This is a genomic window from Collinsella phocaeensis, assembly GCF_900119895.1.
In the GTDB taxonomy this organism is placed as follows: Bacteria; Actinomycetota; Coriobacteriia; order Coriobacteriales; family Coriobacteriaceae; genus Collinsella; species Collinsella phocaeensis.
Genome location: NZ_FQLR01000004.1, coordinates 1,410,546 through 1,425,543, shown reverse-complemented (window position 1 = coordinate 1,425,543; position 14,998 = coordinate 1,410,546). Strand labels below are relative to the sequence as shown.

Here is a 14,998-nt window from a genome sequence, read left to right as displayed (position 1 = left end):
AGGAGTCCCTTGTGAAGCGAGGGGGCGACCGATTAGGCGAACTGGTTGCGATAGGCCTCGCAGACCTCGTGCACGGGGCCGTCCATGCGCAGGTCGCCGCGCTCGATCCACACGGCGCGCTGGCAGATGCGCTCGACCTGCTCGAGCGAGTGCGAGACGAAGAGCACGGTGACGTTGCCGGATTCGATGAAGTGTCGGATGCGGCGCTCGCACTTCTCCTGGAAGAACACGTCGCCGACGGAGAGCGTCTCATCGACGATGAGGATGTCGGGCTCGGTGATCGTTGCGATGGCGAAGGCGATGCGCGCGACCATGCCGCTGGAGTAGTTCTTGAGCGGCATGTCCATGAAGTCGCGCAGTTCGGCGAACTCGACGATCTCGTCGAGATGGCCGTCGATGAAATCCTTCGTATAGCCCAGGAGCGCGCCGTTGAGGTAGATGTTCTCGCGAGCGGTCAGCTCGAGGTCGAAGCCGGCGCCGAGCTCGATGAGCGGCGCGATGTTGCCGCGGACGATGCAGGTCCCCTCGCTCGCCTCGAGGACGCCGGCGATGATCTTGAGCATCGTCGACTTGCCGGAGCCGTTGGTGCCCACAAGCCCCACGACCTCACCGGGGCGGACCTTGAAGGAGATGTGCTTGAGTGCGCGGAACTCGCTGAAGAACAGCTCGTGGCGCATCAGCTTGATGAAGTACTCCTTGAGGGAGTTGAGTTGCTCGGAGGCCATGTTGAAGACCATCGAGACGTCGTTGACCTCGACGGCGTACTCGGGGGCGGTGGTCGATGCCATGAGGATTCCTTAGACGTAGAGGATGAACTTGTGCTGGGTCTTCCGGAAGACGGCGATGCCGATCAGGAGCGTGACCGCCGCCCAGCCCGCGCACATGAGGAGGGTCGATGCCGCAGGGCTCTGGTTCCACAGGAAGATGTCGCGCATGAACGTGACGAAGTTGTACATGGGGTTCACCTTGACGATGCCGATGACCCATGCGGGGGCGCCGCGGTCCAGCAGCATCTGGAAGTCCCAGAAGATGGGCGTGAGATAGGTCCACGCCGTGAGGATGACGCCCCACAGATGGATGACGTCGCGGAAGAAGACGGCGAGCGAGCCGATGATGAGGCCGATGCCGACGCAGAACACGACGAGCAGCGCGAGGCATACAGGCAGCCACACGAGGTGCCAGGTGGGCACGACGCGGAACCACAGCATGACGATCGCGACGGCGACCAGGGAGAAGGAGAAGTTGACGAGCGCGAACAGGACCTTCTGCAGCGGGAAGACGAAACGCGCGACTTTTACCTTCTTGAGCAGCGGGGCAGCCTCGATGAAGGAGACGAGCGCCGCGTTCGTGGAGTCGGTCATGAGGGCGAACGTGATGTTGCCCAAGATAAGGTAGAGCGGGTAGTTCTCGATGTTGGCGCTGAACAGGAAGGAGAACACGATGCTCATGACGACCATCATCAGCAAGGGGTTCAGGACCGACCATGCGACGCCCAGCACGCTGCGGCGGTATTTGAGCTTGAAGTCTTTGGTGACGAGCTGTTTCAGGATGAAGAGGTTCTTCTGGTATTCGCTGCGGGCGTGGGACGCCGTCGCGCAGGTGGGGCTGTTTGCCACAGGTCGCTCCTCGACGCTTGTCTGTATCTCTTACGAGGGGATATGGTAGCACAGGGGTTGGGACGGCACAGGATTTGCACGCTGCGGCGCGCTGCCCAGCGTGCCGCCGGGGACGCCATCGGGAGCGTGCCCGCTTGGCGTGGCACGGGCAATGCTGGAAGGTCGGTCCTGTCAGGAAATCATGATTCGCCAAGCGGGGATGCAGTCCTGTCGAGAAATCGTGATTTGCTGACAAAAGGTCCCGTGCTGCCTTGGTTTTCCGACGGAGCGCGTCGGAACATCATGATTATCTGACAAGATGTCGCTCCGCCGGAAAAACGACTTCGCCGTCCTTGCGGCTCCGCGCCCTTCCGGGTTCGATTCCCCGGGAGGGCGCATGAGACGATATGAGTTGAACATTGGGAGCCCCTCCCCTTGTAGCTCTATCGTGGGTCGGGCGACAATGGTCGTAACGCCAACCGTGGCCGCGCGCCACATGCGACGGAGAGGGGCCCGCCATGTCCAATTATGTCACAGCCATCGGTCTCGACGTCCACGCGAGGAGCATCTCCGCATGCGCCTTCGACCCCATGACCGGCGAGGTGGTCCGGGCCAGGTTCGGCTACGACCCGGCGTCGGTCGCCGAGTGGGTCCTGGGGTTCGAGTCGCCCAAGGCGGTGTACGAGAGCGGCCCGACCGGCTTCCACCTGTGCCGCGCCCTGCGCGCCCTCGGCGTCGACTGCGCCGTGGGCGCCGTCTCCAAGATGCACCGGCCCGCGGCCGACCGGGGCCGCAAGAACGACCGGCGCGACGCCGAGTGGCTGGCCAGGCTCCTCGCCTGCCGCAACGTCGTCGAGGTGTGGGTGCCCGATGACCGCACCGAGGCCGCCCGGGACCTCTCCCGCGCGCTCGAGGACGCCCGCGACGACCTGCAGCGCGCCAGGCAGCGCATGTCCAAGTTCCTGCTCAGGCACGGCCTGGTGTTCGACGAGACGACGCCGGCCGGGCGCCGCAGGTCGAACTGGACCGAGGCGTACTGGAGGTGGGCGAGGTCGATCGAGTTCGGCGAGGCCGACGACGCGGCCGCCTACGAGCACTACATGGACGCCGTGGAGCGCTGCGCCGAGGCCAAGAGGGAGCTCGAGCGCAAGGTGGAGGAGGCCGCCGCGCGCCCCGAGTGGGCGCCTGTCGTCGACGCGCTCTGCCTGGTGAAGGGCATCGACGTCGCGAGTGCCTTCCTGCTCGCCGCCGAGGCCGGCGACTTCTCGAGGTTCCCGACCGCGCCGTCGTTCGCCTCGTGGTGCGGCCTGGCCCCCTCGGAGCGCTCGAGCGGCGAGACGGAGTCGCGCGGCGGGATCACCCGCGCCGGTAACGGCCACGTCCGGCGCGCGCTGGTCGAGGCGTCCTGGCACGTCCCGATGTCGACGAGGCACCCCAAGAAGCCGAGGCCGGGCCACGGGGTCGCGCCGGCCGTGTCGAGGCACGCCGCGAAGTGCAACCGCCGCCTGCAGGACAGGCGGGACGCCATGTCCCAGGCGGGGAAGAGGCCGTGCGTGGCGAACTGCGCGACGGCCCGCGAGATGGCCTGCTGGGTCTGGGCGATAGCGCTCATGGCCCGGTAGCGCCCGCGGCCCCATAGGAGTCCGACCCCGGGGGCTCGCCGCGCTCGAGGCCGTTGGGAGGCCGTTCCAGTCCTTTTTCTGGGCGGCGGGAGACCGCCACGCCCGCCACGAGACTGCGACCGAGCGGAGGCCCCCAGCCGTAGCAACGAGATGCGGTTCCGACCCGCGGATATTAGAGTGCCGAACGTGCGTCGAGCAGACACGCCCTCAAGCGGCGCGGCCACCGGGTGAAGATAGATGGACCCTGCCCTCCGCGGTAGCTCCGCGGAGGGCAGGGCCTTTTTGCCACTTGACAATGTTCAACTCATATTAAAAAGGCTCCAACCGAAGTCGGAGCCTTCACAAGTCATTGGTGGAGACGAAGGGAATCGAACCCTCGGCCTCTGCCATGCGACGGCAGCGCTCTCCCAGCTGAGCTACGTCCCCAAGACGAAAAGTTATGATAGCAGCAATCGTGTCACTGTCAACGAAAAAAATCGTCGGAAGAGGACCGCCCCACACTTCACGATAATGAACCCACCTCTTCAAGGTGGGCGCCCTCATCGCGCCCTCCAGCGTCCTTAACAACGAAGGATACCTGTACCGGCAACGACTGTGTGGGCTCCCTAAATAAACGCGACGGTTCACCCAGTTGCTCCGCGTGGGGCGGAACAACTTCATCATAGGGCAGGCCTTTTCCAATACCAGTCTTGACTTACGAAAAATGGTGAAGGAAGATGAGCGATGTACGTGCCCGTGTCCAGTTCGGGCGAACAGTGTGATTCTCTCGCAGGTAGAAACATGAATAGCAGTCTTTTTGCCGGAACTCTCGATGCGTGCGCCCTGTGCCCGCGTAGGTGCGGAGCCGATCGCGCGGGGGGATTCGCGGGGGTCTGCGGCGCGGCCGGTTCTCTGCGCATCGCGCGTGCGGCGCTGCACATGTGGGAGGAGCCGCCGATATCCGGCGAGCGGGGATCGGGCACCGTGTTTTTCTCGGGCTGTCCGCTGAAATGCGTGTACTGCCAGAACCACGAGATCTCGACCGGCAACTTCGGTGTCGAGGTCGAGCCCGGGCGCTTGGTGCAGATCATGCTGGAGCTCCAGGAGCAGGGGGCCCATAACATCAACCTGGTCACCGCGACGCAGTTCGCGCACCTCCTGCCCGATGCGGTGGCCTGCGCCCGTGCCCAGGGGCTCACCATCCCGATCGTGTACAACACCAGCGGATACGAGCGGGTCGCCGCCGTGCGCGCGCTCGAGCAGACGGTCGATATCTGGCTGACGGACTTCAAGTACGCCGATGCGGAGCTTGCGCGGTCCTGCTCCCATGTCGCCGACTATCCGGGTGTCGCCCGGCGCGCCTTGGTCGAGATGGTCGAAGCGGTCGAGCGCCGCGGGGGCGCGCGCTGCGATTCGAAGGGCATGATGCTTCGCGGCGTCATCGTGCGCCATCTGGTGCTGCCCGGGCATGCCGAGGACTCTTGCCGCGTGCTCGACACGGTGTGGGACGCCGTGGGCGATGTTCCCATCTCCGTCATGAACCAGTACACGCCGAACGAGCGGATGCTGAGCGAGGGAGGGGAGCTGTCGCGTCCCGTCACGAGCGAGGAATACGAGCGCGTGCTCGACCATGCGGACGACCTGGGCTTCACCACCATGTTTTGGCAGGAGGGCGGCGCGGTCGACGAAAGCTTCACCCCCGCATTCGATACGACCGGCGTGCTAAAGGCGGCTGACGGACCCACCGAGAAGCGCGGAGCCTAGTTCCCATCGTGTGAGCTTTCCGTCGGTCCGATGTAAAGCGTAACTTCTGTCCTTGGTGAAATAATGACCCATTATGCTCGCTATGGATACTGTTGTGAGCAAGACCCTGGCGCGCCGCGTGCGCGAGGGGCGGGAGGTCATGGGCCTTTCGACATATCGTTTCGGACTGATGGTGGGGCTCTGCGGCACCACCATCCGAAAGCTCGAGCAAGGGGACGCGAACGTTCGCCTGGACACTCTCGAGCGCGTCGCGTCCGGTCTGGGCACGGAGGCGTGGTTGCTGTTGCGGAGGGATGCTCCTCGCGAACCCATGTAGATGCCATGCGATTGGATGAAAATGTAAACTGCGAGTTACGTCCCGAAGCTCCGGCCACTTCAGACTCGGCAGCATGAACGAGAATCTCCGACATATCTTGGGAACGAATGTGCGCCGGCTTCGCCGGGCACACGGTATGTCGAAGGTCGACTTCTGCATGACCGCCGGAATCAGCAGGCCGATTCTCGACAAGATGGAGCGCGGAGAGGCGAATGCCCAGCTCGATACGTTGTGCAAGGTCGCGGCGGCGCTGGGCGTCGAGCCGAGCGAGCTGCTGAGGAGCCGTCCGCCGCGCCGCTAGGCTCTCCTAAGCGACGCGTCCGGGCCGGGCGCCGTCGGCGCGCACCCCCCGTTGGCTCCGCGTCGCCGCGAAAGGTCTCGAGCACGGCGCGCCCGATATGGCGCTCATTTATCCTGCGGTCTCGAGCCGCACCCGTTGCGCGGTATACTTACACCCATGATTGGATACGTGCGCGTGCCCGCCGGGTCGCGCCGGGGAGACGGAGGCCGCCGCATGCAGGATAGGGAAGCGATGCCGCTCACGGACGAGGAGCGCGCCGAGCTCGAGCAGCTCCGTGCGGAGAAGGCCGCCCGCGAGGAGGCCGAGCGCGCCCGCCGCGAGCGCGCCGAGCTCGAGGAGCTCCGTCGCGCCGCGCGCGCCGAGTCGGCTCCCGCGCCTGACGCCAAGCCCGCCCCTCGCCGTCCCCGCCGCGCGGAGGAGCCCGTCGGCGAGCCCACCTTCGGTCAGCGCATGGTGATGACGCCGGAATCCGATGACGACGTGCCCGGCATGGCCCCCGCCCAGAAGATCGTGATCGCCGTATGCGCTCTGTGCGCCGTGGGCGGCATGGTGTGGGTCGTGCTCAGCAACGCCGGCTTGGTCGGATAGCGACGCGAGCCCGTGCGGGGCAAACCGCCGCCGCGCACCTTCATTACTCACGAGGAGCTTCCATGGCACTGACCGATATCGCGCATCCGACCGACATAGCCCTGCTTACCGACTTGTATGAGCTCACCATGGCCCAAGGGCTGTGGCAGAACGGCAAGATCGACGACGAGGCGTGCTTCACGGCGTTCTACCGCGACCGTCCCTTCGGGAGCGCGTACGCCGTGATGTGCGGCACTGCGGAGCTCCCCGAGCTCGTCGAGAACATGCGGTTCACCGACGAGGACATCGCCTATCTCTCGAGCATCTCCGCCCCGGGCGGCGGCGCCCTGTTCTGCGCGGGGTTCCTCGACTATCTTCGCGGGTTCTCGCCGCGCGTCGACGTCGACGCCGTTCCCGAGGGCGAGCTCGTCTTCCCGCGCGAGCCGATGGTGCGCGTGGTGGGCTCGATGCTCGAGTGCCAGCTGCTCGAGACGGCGCTGCTGAACATCGTCGGCTTCCAGACGCTGGTCGCGACCAAGACCGCCCGCGTCGTCGCGGCGGCGGCAGGCAGGCCCGTCGCCGAGTTCGGCCTGCGCCGCGCGCAGGGTCCCGACGGCGGCGTCGCCGTGGCGCGCGCGAGCTATGTGGCGGGATGCGCCTCGACCTCGAACGTTCTGGCGGGCAGGCGCTACGGCATCCCCGTCTCCGGCACCCATGCCCACAGCTGGGTCATGGCGTTCCCTTCGGAGCTCGAGGCGTTCCGCGCGTTCGCCAAGAGCAGCCCCAAGAACTGCGTCCTGCTCATCGACACCTACGACGTCCGCGAGGGCGTGGAGAACGCGATCGTCGTCGCGAAGGAGATGGAGGCGGCGGGGGAGCGCCTCGCGGGCGTTCGGATCGACTCGGGTGACCTCGCCAAGCTCTCGGCCTACGTGCGCAGCCGCTTCGACGAGGAGGGGCTCGGCTACGTGCGCATCGTGGTCTCGAACGACCTGGATGAGTACACGATACAGTCGCTGCTCGGCCAGGGGGCGCCCGTCGACAGCTTCGGTGTGGGCACCAAGCTCGCCACCTGCTACGATCAGCCTGCGCTCGGGTGCGTGTACAAGCTTTCAGCGCGCCGCGAATCGGCGGGCGCCGCCTGGACTCCCGTAGTCAAGCTCTCCGAGCAGCCCTATAAGCGCACGATCCCGGGGCTTCAGGCGGTTCGCCGCTACATCGACGCATCCGGCTGCCCCGTTTGCGACATGATCTACGACGAGGCGCGCCCGCCGCGGCCGGATGAGGCGCCCTCTCTCGTCGCCGTGGACGACCCCGCCCTCGTCGCCGATATCGAGGGCCTGTGCGCGCGCGAGCTGCTGCAGCCGCAGGTTCGAGGCGGCCGCGCCTGCTCCCCGCGCGAGTCCATAGAGGACGCGCGCGCCCGGTGCGCGGCGGCGCTGGCGTCGCTCGACCCGGCGTATAAGCGCTTCCTGTACCCGCAGTCCTACATGGTGGGCATGGAGGCGGGTCTCGCCCGGGAGCGCGACGAGCTCGTTCGCGAGCGTATGGCCGCCGCATCGTCCGTGCTGCCGTGGAGGAAGGCGCGCGCCTAGCTCCTCTTCCGCCTGCGCGGCCGGTGTGCCGCCGTTCCCCGTCAGTTCCCCGCCTCGCTAAGGAGCGTGCCCATGAACGCATCGAAGACCATGGTCGTCAAGATCGGTTCCTCCACGCTGGTCGGCCGCGACCGTGTGCTGCGCCGCGACTTCATCGCCCAGCTCGCCTCCCAGGCTTCGGAGCTGCGCGACCTTGGCTGGAGCCTGGTGGTCGTGAGCTCGGGCGCCATCGCCTGCGGCGCTCCGCATCTCGGTTTCTCGCGTCGCCCCGCCGATATGCCGAGCCTGCAGGCGTGCGCCTCGGTCGGCCAGTGCATCCTGTCCGCCGCGTACGACGAGGTGTTCCGCGCAGCGGGGCTCAACACCTCCCTCGTCCTGCTTACGCGCCACGACACCGCGCGCCGGTCTTCATACCTGCATGCGCGCGACGCGCTGACGCGCCTCGTGGAGCTCGGCGTCGTCCCCATCGTCAACGAGAACGATACGACGACGGTCGACGAGATCAAATTCGGCGACAACGATACGCTCGCGGCGCTCGTGAGCTGCCTCGTGTCCGCCGACCTCTGCGTGACCCTCTCGGATATCGACGGCTTGTACACCGCGAATCCCTCGCTTGACCCTACCGCCGAGCTTATTCCCGTCGTCGAGAAGATCGATGCTCGGATCATCGGGTCTGCCGGCGACTCGACCACGGCGGTGGGAACGGGCGGCATGATCACCAAGATCAGAAGCTCCCGCATCCTTATGACCGCCGGCATCCGCAGCGTCATATGCAGCGGGGCGGAGGAGCGTCCGCTCGTCCGTCTAGCGCGCGGGGAGCGCGTGGGGACGGTGTTCGTCCCCCCTGCGGACCGGCTCGAGATCGCGCCGCGCAAGCTATGGATCGCGCTCGGGGATTCCGCCCACGGCACCGTGACGGTGGACCAGGGGGCTGCGGACGCCCTGGTCTCGCACGGCTCGTCCCTGCTGCCCGTGGGCATCGTCGCCGTCGAGGGGACGTTTTCCGCCGGGGACACGCTTGATGTCCGCGGGCCCTCGGGGACCGTGCTCGCCCGCGGTATCGCGGAAGCGGGCTCCGACGCGCTCGAGCTCGCGTGCGGTATGCGTCAGGAGGATATCGCCTGCAACCGTCTGCTGGTCGAGCTCGCGCACAAGCCCGCGATACATCGCGACAACATGATCGTGTTCGCCTGATGCCCGGGTCGACCCGGGCCGCTTCGAAGGATTGGAGGCACGTCATGACCGAAGACGTGCAAGCATATGTGAAAACCCTTGCGCTCGCCGCGAAGGAGGCTTCGCGGCCCCTGGGGTTCGCCGATGACGCCGCGCGCTGTGCCGCGGTACGGGCTATGGCAGGGGCGCTTCGCGCGCGAGCCGATGAGATTCTGGCCGCCAACGTGCTGGACATGGACGCCGCGCGTGCGGCGGGGACGAACGAGGGCCTGCTCGACCGTCTTTTGCTCACGCCCGATCGCATCGAATCGATGGCATGCGGCCTGGAGAAGCTCGCCGACCTGCCCGATCTCGTCGGCCGGATCCTGGAGGAGCGCACCATCGACTGCGGGCTCGAGCTTCAGAAGGTGAGCGTCCCGCTCGGGCTCGTCGCCATGGTCTATGAGGCGCGCCCCAACGTCACCGCCGACGCCGCGGGCATCTGCATTCGCACGGGCAACGCCTGCATCCTGCGCGGAGGCTCGCTGGCGCAACGATCTTGCGTGGCGATCGCCCACGTGCTGTCCGACGCCGTGGAGGCCTGCGGCTTCCCGCGAGAGGCCGTGACCGTCATCGAGACAACCGACCGCGCCGCGACGGGCGCGCTCATGGCGCTGCGCGGCGTGGTGGACGTGCTGATCCCGCGCGGGGGAGCGGGGCTCATCCAGCGCTGCGTGCGCGAGAGCCTCGTGCCGGTGATCGAGACGGGTACCGGCAACTGCCACGTGTACGTGCACGAGAGCGCTGACTTCTCCCGTGCGCGCGCCATCGTCATGAATGCCAAGACCCAGCGGGTCGGCGTGTGCAACGCTTGCGAGTCGCTGCTCGTCGACCGTTCGGTGGCGGCGGACTTCCTGCCCGAGATGCTGTCGGAGCTCAATGCGGCGGGCGTCCTCGTGCACGGCGACGAGACGGTGCGCGACCTGGCGTTCATCACCGGATTCGTTGACGCCACGGATGACGATTGGGGCCGGGAGTACCTTGCGCTCGAGATCAGCGTCAAGTGCGTGGACGGTCTGGACGAGGCCGTCGAGCACATAAACCGCTACGGGACGGGCCACTCGGAGGCTATCGTCGCCGAGGACGAGGCCGCCTGCGAGCGCTTTCTGCGCGAGGTCGACGCCGCAGCCGTCTACGCCAACGCGAGCACACGCTTCACCGACGGCGGCGAGTTCGGCCTGGGAGCCGAGATCGGTATCTCCACGCAGAAGCTGCATGCCCGCGGGCCGTTCGCTGCCGAAGCGCTGACCACCTACAAGTACGTGGTGCGCGGGAACGGCCAGGTCCGTCCCTAGCTGCGTTTCCTCAAAAAGGGGACAGGTACCGAATTGAGGTGGGCGCGCCACGCTGCGCCGTACTGCACGATGCGTCTTCGCGCGTATGGAACGGGCCCAAGCGGTTGCCGCCTGGGCCCGTTCCGTTGTCTTAGCTCCTCAAGCGATGCCGGCGCTGCTCTGAGGACCTCAATTCGGTGCCTGTCCCCTTTTTGAGAGGCGGTCCGTCTTACGGCATCAATTCGGTGTCTTTCCCTTGATCGGGACTAGCTGACCTGCTGCAGGGCGAAGAGCTGCGCAGGCTCGTAGTCGATGGCCTCGTCGTCGAACGAGGCTCGCCAGGCGGCCCGGTCTTCCCACCAGAGCTCATCGAAATCCTCGACGGGAACGATGCGGTAGACGTGGGTCTGCGCGCTTCCGTCCGCGAAGGTCGCGGTAATTTCGAGCGTTCCCGATGCGAGCTCCTCGGCGCAGGCGCGCTCGATCTCGAATGAGTGGTGGTCGCTTACGTTCTCGTCGTACGTGCCAGCATACGAGAGCTCCCTATACGCCTCGTCAGCTTCCTTGATCGCATCGGTTGCTGCCACGGTGACACGCAGGTCGAGCTGGTGGAGGTCCGGCAGCGTCGCGTTCGGCCCGCCCACGGTGATCGACGAGAGGTATTCGGTTCCCGGGCTCTCGCCGGGCAGCACCTTCCCGCGGTCGCGCATGCCCTCGAGCACCACGCTCTCGTTGGTCGAGCGGTACTCGACCGAGACCACGTCGTTTCCGAGGACGCTGGGGTCGATGGTGTACGCTGTCGTGTAGCTGCCGTCTTCGCCCTGGCTCCAGGAGCCCGAGCTCATGATGATATCCGTTGAGGTGACCACGGTGCTCTCGCTGCCTTCGACTGCGCTGCCGTCGGCGTACGCCGCAAGGACGAATCCCTGCATGCCCGCCACGGGGGTCGCGGGGGAGCTGCGGTTCATCAGGCGGGGGAGCGCGATGGCGCCGCCGAGCGCGAGTAGCGTCGCGCATGCGGCGATGGCGGCGATGCGCATACCACGACGTGGCGTGCGTCCGGATGCCGATGCGGTTCGTGCGGACACGGCGGCGCGCACAGGTGCGGCTGCGGGGACGGATGCGCTGCGAGCGCGCTCGTGGGCGATGGCGCGCCGGATGCGCCCGCGCGAGGCGTCGTCGCTGCCCACGCGTTTCATGGTGCGGACGTAGTCGTTCATAAGATTCTGTGTCATGACGGGGGCTCCTTTCTAGCGTGCCGTCTGCTGCGTTGCGGGGTAGGTCGGGTCGTTCGGGTCCGCGGCTGTTCTGCGCGCAGGGGCGGGTGCAGGCCCTGCCGCTTCAAGCCGCGCGATCTCGGCGGCCAGCTTCTTGCGTCCGCGATGCAGGCGCGTGCGGGCTGCCGCCTCCGTGCATCCCAGGATGCCCGCGACCTCGGCGATGCCGTAGCCCTCGACGTAGTGCAGGTGCAGGGCGCATCGCAGCTTGTCGGGAAGGCGCCCCATGGCCGTCCATACCGGATGGTCCATGACTTCCTCGATGGCCGGGTCCATCGTTGCCCGATCTGCGACGGCGCCCATGTCTTCACGCGTCTCAACGCGCCGCCGCCAAGCCTGGCGGTGCAGGTCCACGCATGAATCGTGGGTTGCGCGCAGCAGCCATGCGCGCAGGTGATCGTCGTCGTGGAAGCGCGCGGTGCTCCGCAGGAGCTTGATGAACACCTCTTGCGCGATATCCTGGGCATCCGCCGCGCTGCGTGTCCGTGCGAGCGCAAGCTGGATGACGGCCCCGCGGTGCCGTTCGACGGTGTGCTCCATGAAGACGTCCGGTCGCGCGGCGACGCCGGAATGGAGTGGTTTTCGTCTCATGCTCTCCACCTCCTCGCTTTATACACGAAGCATCGCCCCGATTCGTTACATCTCAAAAAGGGGACAGGCACTTATTTGAGGTTTTCGCAGGCGCCTGCCGGGGGGGCTTTCGAGCGGCTCGGCTTCGATCGTTTCCAGCGATGCGCCTGGGCGCCGTGCGCGGTTGGTGATGACCCTGGGAGCCGTCCGCGTTCGGCGATGCGCTCGGGTGCTCCGCTCGTCGGTCTCAAATGAGTGCCTGTCCCCTTTTTGAGGAGATCGCTACCGCGGGGTACGGTCGGACGACCGCGGTTTGACCCTGCCCGCGGCCTTACGGATCGCCCATTCGCCGATGCCCGTAAGCCGCTGAACGTGTTTTACCGACATGCCTCCGTCGCATAGTGCCTTGAGAACCTGATCTCTCGTGACCTTCGGGAGCTCCTTTACGTTCGCGGCGGCGCATCCGAATCTCTCGAAGATGTCATGCGCCAAGCGCTCGCGCTCGTCGGCGTCGGCGTATCTTCGAAAAGCGGGACGGTATGCCTCCATGTCTCCTCGCTCCGAGAAGGCGATGAACCCCTGCGTGCCCCCGAGCATGCCGAGCACGCCGTCGATGTCGGTATATGTCGACGCGCCGGACGCGTATTCGCTGTAGCTGCTCCACGGGTAGCGGTCGGGGGAGATTCCCATGCCCTTGAGCGGATTGTCGTGGACGTATCTCACCGCCGCGAGCAGTTGTCCTTCGTCGCGGATGGCGACACTTCCGAAGCGTCCCTCGAACACGTGGCCCGTGTGACCGAATGTGCGGTTGAAGTACGAAGCGTAGGACGACGATATGCGATGGATCGCTTCGCTCATGCGGCCGTGCGGATCGTCGATGATGAGGTGCACGTGGTTGCCCATGAGGCACCACGCGATGAGCGAGATGCCGCTGTGCATAAAAGAGGACCGGGCGGCTTCCATGAATGCCGCCCGGTCCTTACCGGTTTCAAACAGGAGCTGCTTTCCGTTTCCCCGCAGGGTCACGTGGTATTAGCCGGTTTCTGATCGTTGCCGTGGCGTTCGTGGCATCTCAGCTCCTGTTCCCCGTCGCGTGTAGCTATGCGTCCCGAGCCCGTGCAGCTCTGGACGGGCTTCTCACATTAGCACGAAATGCGAGCGCCCCGCCACAGATGCCCGCCATTCGCGAGCATCTCAATTCATGCTTCGATGCGGAGGGAGCAACGGTTTTCCCGGGCAGCCGTCACGGCGGACCGTCGACCTTGATGCCGAATCTCAGAAACGGAATCTCAGAAAAGTGCCTGTCCCCAATCTGAGCACGCCTCAGAAACGTGCCTGTCCCTAATTTGAGTCGCTGAGGTTATTCGGCCTGGAAGGTGTCGCGGTCGGGGGCGAAGGACTGCATTGCCTCGATGGTGCGCGCGAACAGCTCGTCGAGTTCCCAGCCGAGCATCTCGGCGCCGGAGCGGATGACGTCGCGGGAGACGCCGGCGGCGAAGCGCTTGTCCTTGAACTTCTTCTTGAGCGATTTGACGTTGAAGTCCATGATGCTCTTGGACGGGCGCATCACCACCGCGGCGCCGATGAGCCCGGTGAGCTCCTCGGTGGCGAACAGGATCTTCTCCATCATGAGCTCGGGTTTGGGAAGGCTCGTGTTGTAGTCGCTCGTGTGCGTCTGGATGGCGCGGACCAGCTCGGGGCTTCCACCCGCCGCCTCGATGTCCTTGGCGGCGTAGATGGTGTGCCGCATGGGCTCGTCGTCATGCTCCTCCCAGTCGAGATCGTGGAGGAGTCCCACGATGCCCCAGAACTCCTCGTTCTCGGGGTCGTACTCGCGGGCGAAGTAGCGCATGGTCTGCTCGACGGTCTCGCCGTGCTCGATGTGGAAGGGGTCGTGGTTGTGCTCCGAGAGCAGGTTGAATGCGGCCTCGCGGGTCAGGCCGGCGTCGAGCTGTGCCATGGTTCCTCCTAGGTATCGGCACCGATATGCAAAAAGGTGCCCGGGACCCCTGCCTTATAGCGCTGCGCGAGCGCCGTACCTACGGTCGGGGGCCGGACACCTTGATTCCCCCATCCGGTGAAGGGGGAGGCTTACTGCACCACACTATAGCACGAGCGCCGCCGCGCCTCCTGCGCTCAATTTGGTGCCTGTCCCCTTTTTGAGAGGGGGCGGGTACGGCGGTCTGGTCTCGCGCTAGTTGACCGACGGCAGCTCACCGGCTGCGCGGGCGGCGGCGCAGATGCGCGCCTCGGCCGCCTCCTCGGTGACATCGAGTGCGACGGCAAGCTCCTCGATGGTCCGGCGCCGCGCCTCCTTGAGGACCCGTGCGTAATAGCTGCTGGGTTTCTTGGCGCGCGCCTCGGCATCGTGGATGCGCCGGCGCATGGTCTTGGCGACGCGCAGGGTCTCGGGGGCACCGAGCTTAAGCTGGCGCTTGAAATAGCTTTCCTCGAGTGAGCTGTTGCGCTCGGTATAGGGGTCGCATTCGAGTTCGGCGTATGTGGAGATGAGACGCTCTGCGTCCTCTCGGCCGATGCAGGGATGCAGGCGGTCGACCTGCGCGACGGGATATTTGAGCGTGGTCCGCGCATGGCCGCTTCTCGCCTCGAGGACGATCATGGGGGCGGGGGAGTCCTCGAAGCCCGTGACGGTGCAGACCCCTTGGCCGGGATGGATAATGTGCTCTCCGATACTGAACATGCTACCTCCAACATAAACACTGTGCGCTACCAGCAACAATAGCATGCAGTTGCGGGTGTCATCAAAAAATTGACACAAACGGTACAAGCCGGCTGGGCGCATGGGCGGACTCGGTCGAATCGAGATGGCTGTCGTGCGATGAAGGGGGATAAAACCTATCTGCAACCTTGGTTATTAGTCTATACGGTCGTCGTTAAAAATCCATGTATGTGGGCCATTGTTTCC

Annotated in this window: 15 protein-coding genes and 1 tRNA gene; 8 read left to right on the top strand and 8 right to left on the bottom strand. The window is 65.8% G+C overall.

Going from position 1 to position 14,998, the window contains the following annotated elements; translation table 11 throughout:
- Positions 1 to 32: 32 nt before the first annotated feature.
- Both BQ7355_RS08195 and BQ7355_RS08190 read right to left on the bottom strand, forming a co-directional pair.
- Positions 33 to 788 (bottom strand): ABC transporter ATP-binding protein, encoded by a 756-nt coding sequence (locus tag BQ7355_RS08195; protein WP_072415735.1) that lies wholly within the window; start codon positions 786 to 788, stop codon positions 33 to 35.
- 9 nt (positions 789 to 797) lie between these two features.
- Positions 798 to 1,616: an ABC transporter permease gene (locus tag BQ7355_RS08190; RefSeq protein ID WP_072415734.1), complete on the bottom strand. Its 819-nt coding sequence runs from the start codon at positions 1,614 to 1,616 to the stop codon at positions 798 to 800.
- A gap of 497 nt (positions 1,617 to 2,113) precedes the next feature.
- On the opposite strand from BQ7355_RS08190, the gene BQ7355_RS08185 reads away from it, so the two are divergent.
- On the top strand, positions 2,114 to 3,217 hold the full coding sequence (locus tag BQ7355_RS08185; RefSeq protein ID WP_072415132.1) for an IS110 family RNA-guided transposase: 1,104 nt from the start codon (positions 2,114 to 2,116) through the stop codon (positions 3,215 to 3,217).
- Between the two features lie 350 nt (positions 3,218 to 3,567).
- On the opposite strand, the gene BQ7355_RS08180 is transcribed toward BQ7355_RS08185, so the two are convergent.
- Positions 3,568 to 3,643 (bottom strand) — tRNA-Ala (locus BQ7355_RS08180).
- A 354-nt stretch (positions 3,644 to 3,997) separates the two neighbouring features.
- On the opposite strand from BQ7355_RS08180, the gene BQ7355_RS08175 reads away from it, so the two are divergent.
- The 7 genes from BQ7355_RS08175 (at position 3,998) to BQ7355_RS08145 (ending at position 10,246) form a co-directional block, all read left to right on the top strand.
- Positions 3,998 to 4,960 (top strand): radical SAM protein, encoded by a 963-nt coding sequence (locus BQ7355_RS08175; protein ID WP_072415733.1) that lies wholly within the window; start codon positions 3,998 to 4,000, stop codon positions 4,958 to 4,960.
- Between the two features lie 94 nt (positions 4,961 to 5,054).
- Positions 5,055 to 5,276, top strand: coding sequence for a helix-turn-helix domain-containing protein (locus BQ7355_RS08170; protein ID WP_143761793.1), 222 nt, complete (start codon positions 5,055 to 5,057; stop codon positions 5,274 to 5,276).
- A gap of 73 nt (positions 5,277 to 5,349) precedes the next feature.
- Positions 5,350 to 5,577 carry a helix-turn-helix domain-containing protein gene (locus BQ7355_RS08165; RefSeq protein ID WP_072415732.1) on the top strand — a complete coding sequence of 76 codons (228 nt, stop codon included), beginning with the start codon at positions 5,350 to 5,352 and terminating at the stop codon, positions 5,575 to 5,577.
- A gap of 213 nt (positions 5,578 to 5,790) precedes the next feature.
- Positions 5,791 to 6,165: a hypothetical protein gene (locus tag BQ7355_RS08160; protein ID WP_072415731.1), complete on the top strand. Its 375-nt coding sequence runs from the start codon at positions 5,791 to 5,793 to the stop codon at positions 6,163 to 6,165.
- 62 nt (positions 6,166 to 6,227) lie between these two features.
- On the top strand, positions 6,228 to 7,739 hold the full coding sequence (locus BQ7355_RS08155) for a nicotinate phosphoribosyltransferase (protein WP_072415730.1): 1,512 nt from the start codon (positions 6,228 to 6,230) through the stop codon (positions 7,737 to 7,739).
- A 72-nt stretch (positions 7,740 to 7,811) separates the two neighbouring features.
- Complete coding sequence (gene proB, locus BQ7355_RS08150) at positions 7,812 to 8,933, top strand: glutamate 5-kinase (RefSeq protein WP_072415729.1); 1,122 nt, start codon at positions 7,812 to 7,814, stop codon at positions 8,931 to 8,933.
- Between the two features lie 44 nt (positions 8,934 to 8,977).
- Entirely contained in the window at positions 8,978 to 10,246 is a 1,269-nt protein-coding gene (locus tag BQ7355_RS08145) for a glutamate-5-semialdehyde dehydrogenase (RefSeq protein ID WP_072415728.1), read from the top strand.
- 245 nt (positions 10,247 to 10,491) lie between these two features.
- On the opposite strand, the gene BQ7355_RS08140 is transcribed toward BQ7355_RS08145, so the two are convergent.
- From BQ7355_RS08140 to BQ7355_RS08120, 5 genes are all read right to left on the bottom strand, one after another.
- Positions 10,492 to 11,460 (bottom strand): anti-sigma factor, encoded by a 969-nt coding sequence (locus BQ7355_RS08140; protein WP_143761791.1) that lies wholly within the window; start codon positions 11,458 to 11,460, stop codon positions 10,492 to 10,494.
- Between the two features lie 15 nt (positions 11,461 to 11,475).
- A complete protein-coding gene (locus BQ7355_RS08135; protein ID WP_083581668.1) occupies positions 11,476 to 12,093 on the bottom strand; it encodes an RNA polymerase sigma factor in 618 nt (205 codons plus the stop codon).
- A 261-nt stretch (positions 12,094 to 12,354) separates the two neighbouring features.
- A complete protein-coding gene (locus BQ7355_RS08130) occupies positions 12,355 to 13,098 on the bottom strand; it encodes a transposase (RefSeq protein ID WP_083581667.1) in 744 nt (247 codons plus the stop codon).
- 334 nt (positions 13,099 to 13,432) lie between these two features.
- Positions 13,433 to 14,032, bottom strand: a complete 600-nt coding sequence (locus BQ7355_RS08125; RefSeq protein ID WP_072415726.1) for an HD domain-containing protein — start codon at positions 14,030 to 14,032, stop codon at positions 13,433 to 13,435.
- Positions 14,033 to 14,266: 234 nt separating this feature from the next.
- Positions 14,267 to 14,773: a CarD family transcriptional regulator gene (locus tag BQ7355_RS08120; protein WP_072415725.1), complete on the bottom strand. Its 507-nt coding sequence runs from the start codon at positions 14,771 to 14,773 to the stop codon at positions 14,267 to 14,269.
- Between the last annotated feature and the right edge of the window lie 225 nt (positions 14,774 to 14,998).